Origin of the sequence: Paraburkholderia sp. UCT70 (genome assembly GCF_050434085.1) — a bacterium.
GTDB classification, from domain to species: Bacteria; Pseudomonadota; Gammaproteobacteria; order Burkholderiales; family Burkholderiaceae; genus Paraburkholderia; species Paraburkholderia tuberum.
Genome location: NZ_JBNPVZ010000002.1, coordinates 1,356,829 through 1,371,815 on the forward strand (window position 1 = coordinate 1,356,829; position 14,987 = coordinate 1,371,815).

Consider the following 14,987-nt stretch of genomic DNA (forward strand, 5'->3'; position numbering starts at 1 on the left):
GCACCGATATTTTTGCGCCGCCGTTTCGAACCGGTGCAAAAAACAAAGGCTTTGGCGCTATCATCGATGCTCCCCGGGTTGGACGCCGGCCGCCCGCGGAGGCGGGGATCGCTCGGGCGCAGGTCGTTGGACAGCCGTCAAGATTCAAATGCCGCGCGTTTGCGCTCGCTCAAATGGCCTTTCTGCTCAACGGTGTTATGCATGCACACGATGTTGTTCACGGCGGATCGAACATGCTGTTGTAAACAGACTTTTAAGCGACGAATCGCGAGCGCCGGCGTGCGGGCTCGCGCGGCATTATTGCAGCGCCGTTTTTTTGACGGTTTTTTGTCGAGCGCTACATCGGGATTTTCATCGATTGGCGCATCCGGATTTTCGTGCAACGTTTTTTCCGGGGTTTTAGCCCGCGTGTCGCGCGTTCTGATAGGCGCATTGCTGTGCGCGGGTTTCGGCGCGGCGACGCCCGCAGCGGCCGCCGACAAAGTGCTGCACGTTCTCGCATGGCCCGGCTACGCGGACCCGGACGTCGTGAAGGCGTTCGAAGCGCGCTACGGCGCGAAGGTCGAGGTCACGCTCGTCGATTCCGATGAGGCGCTGTGGGCGCAGATGCACAGCAAGGGCGCGCCGTCGTTCGACGTACTCGCCGCCAACACCGCCGAAATCCGCCGCTATACGCAGGCGAATCTGCTCGCGCCGCTCGATCTCGCCAGTCTGCCGAATACGAAGAAGCAGTTGCCGCGTTTCCAGGCGCTCGGCTCGATCGACGGCCTGACCTCGGCGGGCCAGGTATACGCGATTCCGTTCACGTATTCGTCGATGGGACTCATCTACGATCGCAAGCAGATTCCGGTTGCGCCGCATTCGATGCTCGAACTGTGGAACCCGCGCTATCGTGGCAAGGTGCTCGACTTCAATAGCGCGCAGCACAACTTCTCGTTCACCGCGCTTGCGCTCGGCTATCCGCATCCGTTTCAACTCGACCCCGCGCAGATGCGCACGATCGCGCACAAGCTCGTCGATCTGCGTCGCAACCTGCTGACCTACTACACGCTGCCCGAGGAGGCGACTGCGTTCTTCATCCAGCACAAGGTCGCGTTGATGTTCGGCAACTACGGCACGCAGCAGGTGCAGTTGCTGCGGCGCGCGGGCGCCGACGTCGGCTACGTGATTCCGGACGAAGGCGCGCTCGCGTGGCTCGATTGCTGGTCGATGACGCGCGCGGCGAGCGACCAGCCGCTCGCGCTCGCGTGGATCAACTACATGCTCGAGCCGAGCGTGAGCGCGTTGCTGACACAGCGCCAGGGGCTCGCGAATACGCTGACCGAGCCGGCCGAAGGCAGCGCCAACGCGCACATCGTCTGGATCAGTCCGGTGGAAGATATCGAGCGCCGCGGGCAACTGTGGACGCGCATCGTGTCGGGCGACCGTTCGGAGCGCTTCTGATGCTGCATCGCGGCCTGACCTTCAAGCTATCCGTGCTGCTCGCGTGCATCGGCGTGCTGGCGTCGGGCGCGACCGGCTATTACGCGTATCGCGCGAATCGCACGATGCTGGTCAACGAAGCGGAGCACAGCCTGCAGACTTCGACGGAGCTGCTCGGCCAGCGCATCGCGGTATCGATCGACGACGTCGCGGCGGACGCGCTCGTGCTCGCGACGATGCCGTCGTCGGTGAGCGTCGCGCAGACCGACGACGGTATCGGCCCGAACCTCGGCCGCGAGCGGCTCGCGCAGGTGTATTCGAGCTTCATGCTGCACCACCCGGAGTATCTGCAGGTGCGGCTGATCACGCGGCAGCATCACGGTCTCGAACTGATCCGTTTCGATCGCGACAGCGACGGCCTCGTGCGCGTAGAGGGTGACGATTTGCAGGAAAAAGCCCAGTTTCCCTACGTATTCGAAACGCTCGCGTTTTCGCCGGGCCGCATCTACACGTCGCCGATTTCGGTCAATCACGAATCCGGCACGCATGCGGCAGAAGGCAAGCCGACGCTGCGTCTCGGCACGCCGATCGCGGATGCGCGCGGCACGGTGGTCGGCGTCGTCGTAATCGATGTCGATCTGGCCGGCATGCTGCGGCGTTTGCAGAGCGATCTGCCGAGCGACTATCAGGTCTATCTGGCAAACGAGTGGGGCGACTTCCTGATCCATCCCGACGCGTCGAAAACCTTCGGTTTCGACCGCGGCCGTCGCGTGCTGATGCAGGACAGCTTCCCGGCCACGAAGCAGCTGTTCGAGCAACGCCAGAGCGAGGTGCTCGTCAACGGTCTCGCGAGACCCGGCGAGGCGGCCGGCCGCGTGCTCGCGTTCGTGCGGCGGCCGTTCGGCGGCTCCGAGGGCAACCGCTTCATCGTGCTCGGTCTCACGAAGCCGCTCGAGGACGTGCTGACCGGCGCCAATCAGCTCGGCACGCGGATCATTCGCATGGTGCTGGTGTTCAGCGCATTGTCCGTACTGCTGGCGATCCTGTTCGCGCGAGCGCTGACCAAGCCGCTGCATCTGCTCGCGTATGCGGCGACGCACCTGTTCGCCGACCACGCGATGCACACCTTGCCGCTCAAACGCACCGACGAAATCGGCGTGCTCGCGCGCTGCTTCGAGCGTTTGCGTTGCGAAATCCGCGCGCAGATGGATACGCTGCACAGCAAGCAGAGCGAGCTCGCGCATCTGGCCTCGCACGACGTGCTGACCGGCTTGCCGAACCGCATGCTGTTCATGCAGAAGCTCGAGAACGCGATCGAGGAGGCAAGCTTCCGCCGCGAAGGCCTCGCCGTGCTGTTCGTCGACCTCGACCGCTTCAAGCAGATCAACGATCAGTTCGGTCACTCTGTTGGCGACAAGGTGCTGGTCGCGGTCGCACGCCGTCTGAAGGACGTGCTGTACGCCGGGGACGTGGTCGCGCGGCTCGGCGGCGACGAATTCATCGTGCTGATCGAAGGGCAGCGCGCGGCCGAGGTCACGCCAGAAATCGCCGAGCACATCATGGACGCGCTGAACGAAACGCTGACCGTCGACGGCAATAGCATGACGGTCGGCGCGAGCATCGGCATCAGCGAGTTCCCGCACGACAGCGGCAATGCCGAGGAACTGCTGCTGAACGCCGATGCCGCGATGTATGCGGCGAAATCGGGTGGCCGTTGCGCGTATCTGCGCTATCAGGATCTGCTCGCCATGCGGCTCGACGAACAGGCTGAGCAAGCGAGGGCTGCCCAGGCCCAGTTCGCCCAGGCGCACGCAGCGCGCGATGCGACCGAGGGCCGCGAGGCGGAGCCCACCGCGTGACGCGGTTTTATCCGCGCCGCTGAGCGTTTTCTATTGCCACGCCGCGATCGCGCCGCGAGCGCCTTCTTGCTGCAACAGTAGCAACGCGTGATCGAGCGTCGTTCTGAATGCTGGACCGCGTGCGCTATCTGAGCCTGCCCGAGGTGTCGCCGCTCGATCTGCTGATTCGTCAGCACGCGAAAATTCTGGCGGGACGGCGCGCGCACTACCCGAGCGCCGCAGAAGACGCGATGCGCCACCATCTGCGCGAAATCCTCGTGTCGCTCGGCTCCATCGCCGAGCGCAATCCCGCGTGGTTCGAGGCCGACGAGCCGGAGCGTATGCCGTTGTCGACCTGAGACGCAGGCGCGCTCAACCAGCCCACTCAAACGATCCGCACCCCTGCGCGATAAGTCGCGCGCGGCACCGGCAGCTTGTCGAGCATCGTCACGCGCACGAGATCCGCGCGCAGACCGGGCTCGATCGCGCCGCGGTCCGTGAGACCGGCGGTGCGCGCCGGCTCGGCCGAGACCGTTGCCATCGCGCGCGGCAGCGACCAGCCCGCTTTTTCGACGAGATCGAACACCGCGGTCAGCAAGCTCGACGGCACGTAATCCGACGACAGGATGTCGAGCAGGTCCGCGCGCGCGAGTTCGAGCGCCGACACGTTGCCCGAATGCGAGCCGCCCCGCACGATGTTCGGCGCGCCCATGATCGTCGCGATGCCATGCTCGCGCGCGGCTTGCGCGGCGATCCGCGTGGTCGGGAATTCGGCGAGCACGATGCCCTCGGCTTTCGCCTGTTCGACGTGCTCGATCAGCGTGTCGTCGTGGCTCGCGACCGGAATGCCGAGCCGCCGGCAACGCGCGACGATTTCGCGGCGGTGCTCATCCGCGTAACGCTCCTGTTCGACCGCGAGTTCGGCGAGCGTGCTCGCGACACGCTCGTCGCTCATCTTGCCGTTGCGCTCCTGGAAGCGGCGCCATTGCTCGCGATCGTGCCATTGGCGCTGGCCCGGCGTATGGTCCATCACCGACGCGAGCCGCAGCAGCGGATGCGCGCACAGCGAATCGAATACCTCGAGCACGTCGGCGGTCGCAATCTCGCAGCGCAGATGCAGAAAGTGCTCGGCGCGCAGCAGTCGACGCGTGGACAGCCGCAGCAGCGAATCGGCGCATTGCGTTTGCACATCGCGGTTACGCAGCCCAACGCTCGAGCGCGAGCCGATGGCGAGCGCGTCGAATACGGTCGTGATGCCGGCTGCGGCGACCTGCGCGTCGTGGATCACGAACGCCGCATCGGTATTCCATTCGACGCCGGGACGCGGCACGAGGTGCTTCTCGAGGTTGTCCGTATGCAGTTCGATCAGACCGGGCAGCAGATAATCGCCGTCCCAGTCTTCGGCGTCGCGCGCCAAACCCGCGCCGCGTTCGACGTCGCGAATCACGCCGTCTTCCACGCGCACGGTGCCAATGAATTCTTCGTCTCGCGTCACGATGCGAGCGTTGCTGATCAACATCGACTTGCTCCGTAGTCAGTCGGGACTGGTGTCAATTTAGTGCCGCAGCGGCGGCCGCAGTTCCAGGCGGCGCGTCGCGACCTTGTTGCGGGTCTCTTCGTCGTGAAAGATACCAACGATCGCCGCGCCGCGCTCGCGCGCCTCGACAATCAGATCGGCCACAACGTCGCGATTTTCCGCATCGAGCGAAGCGGTCGGTTCGTCGAGCAGCAGCAGCGGATGTTCGGCGATCAAACCTCGCGCGATGTTCACGCGTTGCTGCTCGCCGCCCGAAAACGTCGCGGGCGCGAGGGACCACAGACGTTCCGGCACGTTCAGCCGCGCGAGCAATTCAGCGGCGCGCGCGCTGGCTTCAGGTTCGGCGACGCCGCGCAAGACCAGCGGCTCGGCGACGAGCGCAAGCGTCGGCACGCGCGGGATCACGCGCAAAAACTGGCTCACATAGCCGACCACGCGACGGCGCAGCCGCAGCACGTCACGCGGTTCGGCACGGGTGATTGCAATGGGCCGACCCTGATCGCTGGTGTCGCGAATCGCAATCGAGCCGCTGCTCGCCAGATAGTTGCCGTACAGACAGCGCAGCAGCGTGCTCTTGCCCGCACCCGACGGCCCGACCAGCACCACGCATTCGCCGCGCTCGACCTCGAGCGACACGTTCGCGAGCGCGTCGATCCGCACACCGCCCTGGCCGTGCAGCGTGAAAGTCTTGCCGATGCCGATGGCGCGCAGCATGAGCGCCGCGTTGTCGGCGAAAGCGCGCTCGCCGTGGCGTGCATCGCTGCCTGCGTCAATGACTACCTCAGTGGATTGCATCGTGAGCCTCAAACCGGCAGAACCGAGGAAACCAGCGTTTGCGTATACGGGTGCTGCGGATCGTCGAGCACCTGATCGGTCAGACCCGCCTCGACGACTTCGCCCGCCTGCATCACCATCAGCCGATGCGCGAGCAGACGCGCGACGCCGATATCGTGCGTGACGATCAGCACCGACAGATGCAGCGTCGAGCTCAGCGTGCGCAGCAAATCGAGCAGACGCGCCTGCACGGACACGTCGAGACCGGCGGTCGGTTCGTCCATGAACACCAGACGCGGACCGGTGACGAGATTGCGCGCGATCTGCAGACGTTGCTGCATACCGCCCGAAAACGCGGCGGGGAATTCGTCGATGCGAGTGGGGTCGAGCTCGACGCGCTCCATCCATTGTGTGGCTGTGCGGCGAATCTCGCCGTAGTGGCGCGCGCCGACCGCCATCAACGGCTCGCCGATGTTGGCGCCGGCCGATACGCCGCCGCGCAGGCCATCGCGCGGATTCTGCTGCACGAAGCCCCACTCGGTGCGCGTCAGCAGACGGCGGCGCGGCTCGGACAGCGCGCGCAGATCGAGCGAGTCGCCATGCGACGCGGTGTAGTGCAGCGAGCCGCTATCGGCCTCGGTCTTCAGCGCCAGCGTGTTGAGCAGCGTGGTCTTGCCCGAACCCGATTCACCGACGATGCACAGCACTTCGCCCGGATACAGATCGAAACTCACGTTGCGGCAACCGTTGCGGCCGCCATATTGTTTGGTGAGCGCGCGTGCGCTCAGAAGCGGCGTCATGCGGATTCTCCTTCGCGCGTGGCGTGGCGCAGCGGCGCTTGCGCTTCGATAGCGCCGTCGGCGTCGCCGCGCCGCCCGTGACAGTAGTCGCTGTCCGAGCACACGAACATGCGAGTGCCCGCATCGTCGACGATCATCTCGTCGAGAAAGCTTTCCTTCGATCCGCACAGCGCACACGCGTGCTGCCACTTCTGAACTTCGAACGGATGATCGTCGAAGTCGAGGCTGCGCACCGGCGTATAAGGCGGAATCGCGTGAATGCGGCGCTCGCGGCCCGCGCCGAACAGTTGCAGCGCGGCGTTCATATGCATCTTCGGATTGTCGAACTTCGGGATCGGCGACGGCGAGCTCAGATAGCGATGATTGACGATCACCGGGTAGTCGTACGTGGTCGCGATGCTGCCGTGATGCACGATGTCCTCGTACAGTTTCACGCTGATCAGCCCGTAATCGGCGAGCCCATGCAGCTTCTTGCATTCGGCGACGCGCGGCTCGAGCCGGTACAACGGCTCGGGCATCGGCACCTGATAGACGAGGATCTGCCGCTCGGTCAGCGGCGTTTCGGGAATCCGGTGCCGCGTCTGGATGATTGTCGCTTCGCTCGTGTGCCGCGTGGTCGCCACACTCGTGGTGCGCGCGAAGAAGCGGCGGATGTTGACGGCGTTGGTGGTTTCATCGGAGCCCTGATCGATGACCTTCAGCGTGTCCGTCTTGCCGATGATCGCGGCCGTCACCTGGATGCCGCCGGTGCCCCAGCCATACGGCAGCGGCATTTCGCGCGACGCGAACGGCACCTGGTAGCCCGGCACGGCGACTGCCTTCAGCAGCGCGCGGCGCAGCATGCGCTTGGTCTGCTCGTCGAGATACGCGAAGTTGTAGCCGTGCGCGGCGGTGTCGTATGAGGTGTTGGCAACCGCGGTGTCGGGCGCGTTCATGCTGCCTGCTCCTTGTCGGTGGCGCGGCTTGTTTCATCGTTGCTGCGATGCTGCGCGCGCAAACGCCGCACCAGTTCCAGCTCCGCCTGGAAGTCGACGTAATGCGGCAGCTTCAGGTGCTGCACGAAGCCCGACGCCTCGACGTTGTCGCTATGCGACAGCATGAACTCGATGTCCTGCGTCGGTGACGCGAGCGTCTCGCCGAGTTCTTCGGCGCGCAACGCGCGATCGACGAGCGCCATCGCCATCGCCTTGCGCTCCGAGTGGCCGAACGCGAGGCCGTAGCCCTGCGTGAAGGTCGGCGGCACCGTGCCGCTGCCCGCGAACTGATTGATCATCTGGCATTCGGTGATGTCAATATCGCCGATGTCGACCGCTTCGCCGAGTTCGTCGAGGTCCATCTCGACCGCGATCGTGCCGAAGCGGATCTCGCCCGCGAACGGATGCGAGTGCGCATAGCCGCGTTGCGTCGCATAGCCCATCGCGAGCAGAAAGCCTTCGTCGCCACGCGCGAGATTTTGCAGACGCGTCGCGCGGCTCGCCGGAAACGCGAGCGGTTCACGCGACAGGTCGCCGGGTTCCGCTCCGTCCGGTGTCGGGCGCTCCTGTTCGATCAGGCCTTCCTTGTCGAGCAGCGACACGACGCGCGGCATCGATTCTGGCGCTGGCGGTTCTTGCGGAACGGGCGCGTTGCCGCGCGTCACGTCCTGCCGCGCGTCATCACCATCGGCGAGCAACGCGAAATCGAGCAGACGCTGCGTGTAGTCATAGGTCGCGCCGAGCAACTGGCCGCCGGGCAGGTCCTTGAACGTCGCCGAGATACGCCGCTCGACCTGCATCGTTTCGGTATCGATGGCGCGCGTATAGCCGAAGCGCGGCAACGTGGTGCGATACGCGCGCAGCAGGAAAATCGCCTCGACCAGATCGCCGGCCGCCTGCTTGATTGCGAGCGCCGCAAGCTCCTCGTCGTAGACCGAGCCTTCGGTCATCACGCGTGCGACCGCGAGCCGCAACTGCTCGCGAATCTGCGCGACGCTCAGTTCGGCGATCCGCGTATCGCCGCGGCGCGCTTTGTCGAGCAGGCGCCACGACGCTTCGATCGCGCGTTCTCCACCTTTGACGGCAACGTACATCAGTTCACCTTCGCTTCGGTTGTGCGCGGCAGGCCGATCACGCGCGGGCCGCAAACCAGATAACAGTCGATGCCGCACGGAAACAGCGGCGCGAGCATTGCGCGTTCTTGCCAGAACCGCGCGGGAAGACCGGCCGGCGAAATCGTTTCGGCATCCAGAATGCCGGGGCCGCTCAGCGTGACCGCTGCGCCGCCCGTCAGCGCGTCGACGCGGATCAGCAACGTGGCCGATTGTTCCGGTGACTCGGCGCTGCCGGGCGCGAAGCTTTCGAGCGACGGCAACGCGTCGGCATCGTGCACATACACGAACGCGGCGTTGCCGGGCGCATCGACGAGCGGCGCGCCGGTATGAAAACGCAACGCCGACGCGAGCGCGGGATCAGGCTGCGCGAGCCACACCGGCGTCGCGTAGTCGCAGAGCGTCAGCAGTGCGGCAAACGCGGCGGGTTCGACCGGCGTGTTGCGCAACTCGGGCAGCACGTCGCGGAGCACGCCGATCGTGCCGGGCCGCGACAATGTGTCGAGCAGCGTGCGAAACACGGCCTGGGTGTCGTGGACGGGGTCCGCGAAACCCGGCGTCAGCGTGGACAACGCAATCGGTGAACGTTCCATCAGTCGCCTCGCACCATCGTGAAGAATTCGACGCGCGTCGCCGCGACGTCCTGTTGCTGTTGCGCGCCCCGGGCCTGCTGTTGCGCGGCGAACGGTTCGATCAATTGACGATGCAGGCTGTCGTGATGCTCGGGCATCTGCAGCAAGGCATCGGCGAGCGCGGCAAGTTCGGCGCGACGGCGGTCGCGTCCCAGATGGCAGGCCACGCCGACGGTGGCTTCGGCGTCGCCGCTGGCATGCAGACGCAGCGTGGCGCGCGTAACCGTGGCTTCGCCGAGATTGAACGGATCGCCGCTGCCGCCGATGCGCCCGCGCACCATCGCGAGGCCGATTTCAGGGGGGCGCAGCCAGTCGTAGGCGGGGGTGGCGCGGCCTTGCAGCGCGCGCTGCAGCGCGGCTTCGAGGTCGGCGCGCGGCGTGCGCGCCAGCACGGCCATCCAGGCGCGCCGCGCCGCCGAAGACACGACCGGCAACGGCGGAGAGGGTGGATGGGGCGGAACGGAACTCGGGCTCATCGGATTTCCTGTCGATCCAGCGAGTGGGCATTGAAGCATCTATTCATCTAAACGTCTAGACGTTTATAAGCATAGTTGTCTGGACTGTCGTGCGCGGCGGACATTCATATTTTCATCACGGCTCGCGCACTACAATGCACGTCATGGCGATCATTTGAACCGAAGGGAATGACAGCACCATGACATCGAACGACAGCGCGGCGCCGGCCACGACGCTCGAACGCGGCGCGGGCGTGGCCGTCTGGAGACAGATCGAACAGATTCTCGCCGCAGAGATCACGGCAAGCGGGTTCGGCGAAGAAGGGCGGCTGCCGAGCGAGGGTGAGCTGGCGAAGCGCTTCGACGTCAACCGTCACACGGTGCGCCGCGCGATGCTCGGCCTCGCCGCGCTCGGCCTCGTCAGCGTCGAGCAGGGGCGTGGCACGTTCGTGCAGCCCGGCGCGATCGACTATTCGATCGGCCGCCGTACGCGTTTCACCGAAAACCTGCGTCAACAACACCACTCGCCCGCGGGCACGATGCTGTCGGCCGCGCGCGTGAAGGCCGAGCCCAGTGTCGCGAAGGCGTTGGGTCTGCGCGCGGGGCGCGGCGGTCTATCGCATCGAATCGCTGAACGCGTCCGACGGCGTGCCGCTCACGTTCGCGCGCAGCTGGTATCCGGCCGCGCGTTTTCCGGATTTGCCGGAGGTCGTGCAACGCCTCGGCGGCACGACGAAAGCGCTGGCCGAATTCGGCGTGGACGATTATCTGCGCAAGTGGAGCCGCATCGGCAGCGTGCTGCCCGAGCCGGAAGTCGCGCGGCGGCTCAACATCAATCGTCAGCAGCCGGTGCTGTGGGTCGAGAACGTCGACGTCGATCTGCAGGGCACGCCGGTCAAGTACGGCTTCACGCATTTCGCGGCCGATCGCGTGCAACTGCTCGTGGAGCATGACCTGTGAGCGGCCCCGCATGGAGTGCCGAAGCGCGCTTTGCGCTGTACTACGCGCCGTCGGTTGAATCGGCGTGGTGGCAGGCCGGCTCGACATGGCTCGGCCGCGATGCGCAAAGCGGCGAGCGCCGCGCGCAGCCGCAGCCGCAGCCGCAGCCGCCAGGCCTGACGCGCCCGCTCGCCGCGTTGACCGACGCGCCGCGCCGCTATGGCTGGCATGGCACGCTGGTCGCCCCGTTCCGGCTCGGCGCCGGCGTCACGCAGCCCGACGTGCTCGCGGCCGCGCGAGCTTGGGCGCTCGCGCAGCGGCCGTTCACGTTGCCGGTAGAAGCGGCCACGCTGGGCGACTTCGTCGCGTTGCGACCAGCCGATGCAGATGGCGAGACGCGCATTGGCGAGCTCGCGTCGAACGCGCTGCAGTCGCTCGACAGGCTGCGCGCGCGGCCGTCGGCGGCCGATCTCGAGCGACGGCTCGCCGCGCCGCTCAGCGAACGCCAACGTGCGTTGCTGTTGCAATGGGGCTATCCGTATGTGTTCGACGAGTTCCGTTTTCATATGACGTTGTCCAGTTCGCTCGCCGATGCCGACGAGCGCGCGACGTTGATCGCATGGTGGCGGGAGCGCACGCCCGCGCTCGGGCCGCTCGCTGTCGATCAGGCCGCGCTGTTCGTCGAGCCGGCGCCGGGTGAGCCGTTCGTGCTATGGCAGCCGCTGCCGTTCAGCCACGGCGCGCAACCTGGCGATCGCACTGACGAGCAGCAAGACGAGGTGAGCAGCCAATGACTGGGCGTTTGATCTATGTGATGGGGCCGTCGGGCGCGGGCAAGGATTCGCTGCTGCAGTTCGCGCGCATGCGGCTCGCCGGGGAGCCGCTCGTATTCGCGCATCGTTACATCACGCGGCCGAGCGGCAATGGCGAGGTGCATGTTGCACTAAGCGTCGAGGAGTTCGCCGCACGCTCGGTGCTTGGCCTGTTCGCGCTCGAATGGTCGAGCCATTCGCTGCGCTATGGCATCGGCATCGAACTCGATGCGTGGCTCGCGCGCGGCTGCACGGTGGTCGTCAACGGCTCGCGGCAGTACCTGCAGCATGCGCTCGCGCGCTATCCACGCGCGGAAGTGGTGCACGTGAGCGCCGCGCCGCATATTCTCGAAGCCCGGCTCGGCGCGCGGGCGCGCGAATCGTCGGAGCAGGTCGCGGCGCGGCTCGCGCGGCGCGCGCCGTTTGCGTTGCCGGCCGGCGTGCGCTGCACGACGATCGACAACTCCGGCGCGCTCGAAGAAGCGGGGCACGCATTGATCACGGTGCTCAAGGAGCAGATGAGCGCGTAGCGCAAGCACGCGGCCTTACTGCACGGCTCCCATCCGCTCCCGCGTCACCTGCCGCAAACATGCGACGAACTGCTGCACGGCTGGCGTCGGCAGCAGATCGCGTCGCGAGATGATGCTCAGATCGTAGTTCGGCAGCGCGTCTTCGATCTGTGCGACGCGAATGCCGAGCGGCGCGACCCTCTGCGCAAGCGGCCGCGTGAAGCAACTGATCACGTCGGTCTGCGATACGAGCCCGAGCGTGACTGCAAACGACGATGGCGCGCGCAGCAAGCGCTTCGGTACCGGCAAGCCGTGCGCGCTGAACATCGCCATCATCACGCTGTGCGGGAAGTGATCGGCGCCGACCGTGACGATCCACTCGGCATCGAGCAGCTCGGACAGACGCGTGACGTTCGCGAGCGGATGGCCGGCGCGCATCGTGACGACGAACTGCGTCGAGTACAGCGGCACCTGCACCAGATCGTTATCCAATGCCAGAACGTGATGGATTGCCGCGAGATCGAGCGCGCCGTTGCGCAGACGCGCGAGCGCGTCGGGCACCGTCACTTCCTCCAGATGCAGACTCACGAGCGGCATCCGCTCGCGAAAGCTCGACACCGCATGCGGCAGTACCGTCAGCGCCAGCGACGGCATCGTGCCGACGCTGACCTTGCCGGCCAGTTCGCCCTTCACCTGCTCGACGGCCTCGACCGTGCGGCGCATGTCGCCGAGCAACTGCTCGGCGCGCGGCAACAGCGCGAGCCCGCACGCGGTCAGCTCGATGCCGCGCACGCTGCGCACCATCAGCTCGGCGTTGAGCGCGCTTTCCAGCTCGCGAATCGTATGCGTGACGGCCGGCTGCGTGACGCCAAGCTCACGCGCGGCGGCGCGCAGACTGCGGTGATGCGCGGCGGCGACGAAGGCCTGCAACTGCTGCAGCTTCATAAGGGTAACCCCGTATATAAGACCCGTTAATCAGGGTGAAAAAAATAGCATCTTATTCGAACAAAACAGCGTGGCTATAGTGCGAGGCTACTCACTGGAGCCATACAAACTATGAACGAGACCCCGCGTTTGACCGAAGTGTCCGATCTGGAACCCGCTGCCGCGAGCCTGCGCGAGATTCGCCATCACATTCACCACCATCCGGAACTCGCGTACGAGGAAGTGCAGACCGCGGCGCTCGTCGCGGAAAAACTCGAACAGTGGGGCTGGCAGGTCACGCGTGGGGTCGGCAAGACCGGCGTGGTCGGCACGCTGAAAGAGGGTGACGGCAAGCGCAGCATCGGCATTCGCGCGGACATGGACGCGTTGCCGATCATCGAACAGACCGGCCTGCCATACGCGAGCGGCACCCACGGCAAGATGCACGCGTGCGGCCACGACGGTCACACCACGATCCTGCTCGGCGCCGCGCAACGTCTCGCGGCCACGCGCAATTTCTCGGGCACCGTGCATTTGTATTTCCAGCCGGCCGAGGAAAGCGGCATCGACAGCGGTGCGCTGAAGATGATCAACGACGGCCTGTTCGAGCGCTTCCCGTGCGACGCCGTGTTCGGCCTGCACAACCATCCGGGAGCCGAGCCGGGCGTGTTGCTGTTCCGCAGAGGACCGTTCATGTCGGCGGGCGACAAGGCGATCATCACGATCGAAGGCGTCGGCGGCCATGCGGCGCGTCCGCATCTGACCGTCGATCCGGTCGTGGTCGCCGCGAGCATCGTGATGGCGCTGCAAACGATCGTCGCGCGCAACGTCGATCCGTCGCAGCCCGCCGTGGTGACGGTCGGCTCGATGCACGCGGGCACCGCGAACAACGTGATTTCCAGCAGCGCGCGGCTCGAACTCAGCGTGCGCTCGTTCAGCCCCGAGGTACGCGCGTTGCTGAAGAAGCGCATCACCGAACTGGCCGAGTCGCAGGCCGCGAGCTATGGCGGCAAAGCGCACGTCGAGTACATCGAAGGCTATCCGGTCGTCATCAATACGGATGCAGAAACGGATTTCGCGGTGCAGGTCGCGCGCGAACTGGTGGGCGACGACAAGGTGGTCGAGCAGACCGACATCCTGATGGGCAGCGAGGACTTCGCATTCATGCTGCAGAAGCGGCCGGGCACGTTCCTGCGCATTGGCAATGGCGTCGGCGAGGACGGCTGCATGGTGCACAACCCGCACTACGACTTCAACGACCGCAGTCTGCCGATCGGCGCGGCGTTCTGGGCGCGGTTGGTGGAGCGCTATCTCGCGCAGTGAGCGCTTGATGCACACGCCGCGGCGCGCACGAAGCGTGCGCGCCCGGCTGCTCATCACCGCGCGGCCAGAGCCACGAAGCGTTCATTAGCCGCGCCGCGCGACCATCTCCGAGACTGTCTGCGCGGCTCGCTGCAGCGGTTCCAGGAACGCCTTCACCATCTGTTTGGCCGAATTGCGCTGTGCGTTGCCGCTGATGTTCATCGCAGCGATCACGCGGCCCTGGCGATTGCGAATCGGCGCGGACAGCGAAATCAAGCCGCCTTCGAGCTCCTGATCGACGATCGCCCACCCCTGGCGACGCACCTGCTCGATCAGCTTCTTCAACTCTTGCTTGTCGGTGACGGTGCGCGGCGTGTGCGCGTAGAGCGGCGTCGAGTTCAGCGTCGCGTCGAGCGTCTCGTCGTCGAGCGAGGCAAGCAGCACGCGGCCCATCGACGTGCAGTACGCGGGCAGGCGGCTGCCGATCGACAGGTTGATCGTCATGATCTTGTGAGTCGGCACCCGCAGCACGTAGACGATCTCGGTGCGATCGAGCACGGCCGCGGAGCAGCTTTCGTGCACCTGCGCCGACAGGCTTTCCATCACCGGTTCGGCGAGATTCCAGAACGGCATCGAGGTCAGATACGCGAAGCCGAGGTCGAGAATCTTCGGCGTCAGACGGAACAGGCGTCCCTCGGCTTCCACATAGCCGAGTGTTTGCAGCGTCAGCAGGATCCGGCGCGCGCCGGCGCGCGTGAGGCCAGTCGCCGCGGCGACGTCGGTGAGCGTCTGTTCAGGCCGCGTCGCGTCGAACGCGCGGATGACCGCGAGGCCACGCGCGAACGACTGCACGTACGAGTCGCCCGGTTTCTCCGGGGCCGGTTCGGCGTTGGCGGGCGCGACGGAAGACGGCGGCAGGGCTTTGCTCATGGACCTTGATCGTGGGTTCGGAAGAGT

The 14,987-nt window shown here is 66.0% G+C and carries 15 protein-coding genes and 2 pseudogenes; 7 read left to right on the plus strand and 10 right to left on the minus strand.

Annotated elements, in window-relative coordinates:
- Positions 1–137: 137 nt before the first annotated feature.
- Positions 138–383, minus strand: coding sequence for a hypothetical protein (locus tag OKW41_RS08555; protein WP_429572181.1), 246 nt, complete (start codon positions 381–383; stop codon positions 138–140).
- Between the two features lie 49 nt (positions 384–432).
- Between OKW41_RS08555 and OKW41_RS08560 the strand changes: the two genes are divergently transcribed.
- The 3 genes and pseudogenes from OKW41_RS08560 to OKW41_RS08570 all read left to right on the plus strand — a co-directional run.
- Entirely contained in the window at positions 433–1,443 is a 1,011-nt protein-coding gene (locus OKW41_RS08560) for an extracellular solute-binding protein (protein WP_429573369.1), read from the plus strand.
- Positions 1,443–3,281, plus strand: coding sequence for a diguanylate cyclase domain-containing protein (locus tag OKW41_RS08565; protein WP_429572182.1), 1,839 nt, complete (start codon positions 1,443–1,445; stop codon positions 3,279–3,281). Before OKW41_RS08560 ends, OKW41_RS08565 begins: the two co-directional genes overlap by 1 nt.
- A gap of 110 nt (positions 3,282–3,391) precedes the next feature.
- Positions 3,392–3,619: pseudogene (locus OKW41_RS08570) on the plus strand (GntR family transcriptional regulator); the annotation flags it as partial.
- Between the two features lie 26 nt (positions 3,620–3,645).
- On the opposite strand, the gene OKW41_RS08575 reads toward OKW41_RS08570, so the two are convergent.
- The 7 genes from OKW41_RS08575 to phnG are packed head-to-tail and all read right to left on the minus strand — an operon-like array spanning position 3,646 to position 9,565.
- On the minus strand, positions 3,646–4,779 hold the full coding sequence (locus tag OKW41_RS08575; protein WP_429354154.1) for an alpha-D-ribose 1-methylphosphonate 5-triphosphate diphosphatase: 1,134 nt from the start codon (positions 4,777–4,779) through the stop codon (positions 3,646–3,648).
- Positions 4,780–4,815: 36 nt separating this feature from the next.
- Positions 4,816–5,592, minus strand: a complete 777-nt coding sequence (phnL, locus tag OKW41_RS08580; protein WP_429572183.1) for a phosphonate C-P lyase system protein PhnL — start codon at positions 5,590–5,592, stop codon at positions 4,816–4,818.
- 8 nt (positions 5,593–5,600) lie between these two features.
- A complete protein-coding gene (phnK, locus tag OKW41_RS08585; protein ID WP_429446261.1) occupies positions 5,601–6,371 on the minus strand; it encodes a phosphonate C-P lyase system protein PhnK in 771 nt (256 codons plus the stop codon).
- The gene (locus tag OKW41_RS08590) at positions 6,368–7,306 is read right to left on the minus strand and encodes an alpha-D-ribose 1-methylphosphonate 5-phosphate C-P-lyase PhnJ (protein ID WP_429572184.1); all 939 of its coding nucleotides are present in this window, start codon (positions 7,304–7,306) and stop codon (positions 6,368–6,370) included. Before OKW41_RS08590 ends, phnK begins: the two co-directional genes overlap by 4 nt.
- The gene (locus OKW41_RS08595; RefSeq protein ID WP_429334172.1) at positions 7,303–8,439 is read right to left on the minus strand and encodes a carbon-phosphorus lyase complex subunit PhnI; all 1,137 of its coding nucleotides are present in this window, start codon (positions 8,437–8,439) and stop codon (positions 7,303–7,305) included. The genes OKW41_RS08590 and OKW41_RS08595 overlap by 4 nt, the downstream gene beginning before the upstream one ends.
- A complete protein-coding gene (gene phnH, locus OKW41_RS08600; RefSeq protein ID WP_429572185.1) occupies positions 8,439–9,050 on the minus strand; it encodes a phosphonate C-P lyase system protein PhnH in 612 nt (203 codons plus the stop codon). The genes OKW41_RS08595 and phnH overlap by 1 nt, the downstream gene beginning before the upstream one ends.
- Complete coding sequence (gene phnG, locus OKW41_RS08605; protein ID WP_429572186.1) at positions 9,050–9,565, minus strand: phosphonate C-P lyase system protein PhnG; 516 nt, start codon at positions 9,563–9,565, stop codon at positions 9,050–9,052. The genes phnH and phnG overlap by 1 nt, the downstream gene beginning before the upstream one ends.
- Before the next feature lie 179 nt (positions 9,566–9,744).
- Between phnG and phnF the strand changes: the two are divergent.
- From phnF to phnN, 3 genes and pseudogenes are all read left to right on the plus strand, one after another.
- Positions 9,745–10,504 (plus strand): annotated as a pseudogene (gene phnF, locus OKW41_RS08610) (phosphonate metabolism transcriptional regulator PhnF).
- Entirely contained in the window at positions 10,501–11,277 is a 777-nt protein-coding gene (locus tag OKW41_RS08615; protein WP_429572187.1) for a DUF1045 domain-containing protein, read from the plus strand. Before phnF ends, OKW41_RS08615 begins: the two are co-directional and overlap by 4 nt.
- Positions 11,274–11,825 carry a phosphonate metabolism protein/1,5-bisphosphokinase (PRPP-forming) PhnN gene (phnN, locus tag OKW41_RS08620; RefSeq protein ID WP_429446269.1) on the plus strand — a complete coding sequence of 184 codons (552 nt, stop codon included), beginning with the start codon at positions 11,274–11,276 and terminating at the stop codon, positions 11,823–11,825. The genes OKW41_RS08615 and phnN overlap by 4 nt, the downstream gene beginning before the upstream one ends.
- 15 nt (positions 11,826–11,840) lie before the next feature.
- Here the strand turns inward: phnN and OKW41_RS08625 are convergent, their stop codons facing one another.
- Positions 11,841–12,749, minus strand: a complete 909-nt coding sequence (locus tag OKW41_RS08625; protein ID WP_184039306.1) for a LysR family transcriptional regulator — start codon at positions 12,747–12,749, stop codon at positions 11,841–11,843.
- Between the two features lie 111 nt (positions 12,750–12,860).
- Between OKW41_RS08625 and OKW41_RS08630 the strand changes: the two genes are divergently transcribed.
- Positions 12,861–14,051 carry a M20 aminoacylase family protein gene (locus tag OKW41_RS08630; RefSeq protein WP_429572188.1) on the plus strand — a complete coding sequence of 397 codons (1,191 nt, stop codon included), beginning with the start codon at positions 12,861–12,863 and terminating at the stop codon, positions 14,049–14,051.
- Positions 14,052–14,135: 84 nt separating this feature from the next.
- Here the strand turns inward: OKW41_RS08630 and OKW41_RS08635 are convergent, their stop codons facing one another.
- On the minus strand, positions 14,136–14,960 hold the full coding sequence (locus OKW41_RS08635) for an IclR family transcriptional regulator (protein ID WP_018424811.1): 825 nt from the start codon (positions 14,958–14,960) through the stop codon (positions 14,136–14,138).
- Between the last annotated feature and the right edge of the window lie 27 nt (positions 14,961–14,987).

What these genes read in the sequence shown, in the direction of transcription:
- OKW41_RS08565 (WP_429572182.1), top strand. Translation starts at nt 1,443, where the DNA reads ATGCTGCATCGCGGCCTGACCTTCAAGCTATCCGTGCTGCTCGCGTGC.
- OKW41_RS08575 (WP_429354154.1), bottom strand. Translation starts at nt 4,779, where the DNA reads ATGTTGATCAGCAACGCTCGCATCGTGACGCGAGACGAAGAATTCATT.
- phnL (WP_429572183.1), bottom strand. Translation starts at nt 5,592, where the DNA reads ATGCAATCCACTGAGGTAGTCATTGACGCAGGCAGCGATGCACGCCAC.
- phnK (WP_429446261.1), bottom strand. Translation starts at nt 6,371, where the DNA reads ATGACGCCGCTTCTGAGCGCACGCGCGCTCACCAAACAATATGGCGGC.
- OKW41_RS08590 (WP_429572184.1), bottom strand. Translation starts at nt 7,306, where the DNA reads ATGAACGCGCCCGACACCGCGGTTGCCAACACCTCATACGACACCGCC.
- OKW41_RS08595 (WP_429334172.1), bottom strand. Translation starts at nt 8,439, where the DNA reads ATGTACGTTGCCGTCAAAGGTGGAGAACGCGCGATCGAAGCGTCGTGG.
- phnH (WP_429572185.1), bottom strand. Translation starts at nt 9,050, where the DNA reads ATGGAACGTTCACCGATTGCGTTGTCCACGCTGACGCCGGGTTTCGCG.
- phnG (WP_429572186.1), bottom strand. Translation starts at nt 9,565, where the DNA reads ATGAGCCCGAGTTCCGTTCCGCCCCATCCACCCTCTCCGCCGTTGCCG.
- phnN (WP_429446269.1), top strand. Translation starts at nt 11,274, where the DNA reads ATGACTGGGCGTTTGATCTATGTGATGGGGCCGTCGGGCGCGGGCAAG.
- OKW41_RS08625 (WP_184039306.1), bottom strand. Translation starts at nt 12,749, where the DNA reads ATGAAGCTGCAGCAGTTGCAGGCCTTCGTCGCCGCCGCGCATCACCGC.
- OKW41_RS08630 (WP_429572188.1), top strand. Translation starts at nt 12,861, where the DNA reads ATGAACGAGACCCCGCGTTTGACCGAAGTGTCCGATCTGGAACCCGCT.
- OKW41_RS08635 (WP_018424811.1), bottom strand. Translation starts at nt 14,960, where the DNA reads ATGAGCAAAGCCCTGCCGCCGTCTTCCGTCGCGCCCGCCAACGCCGAA.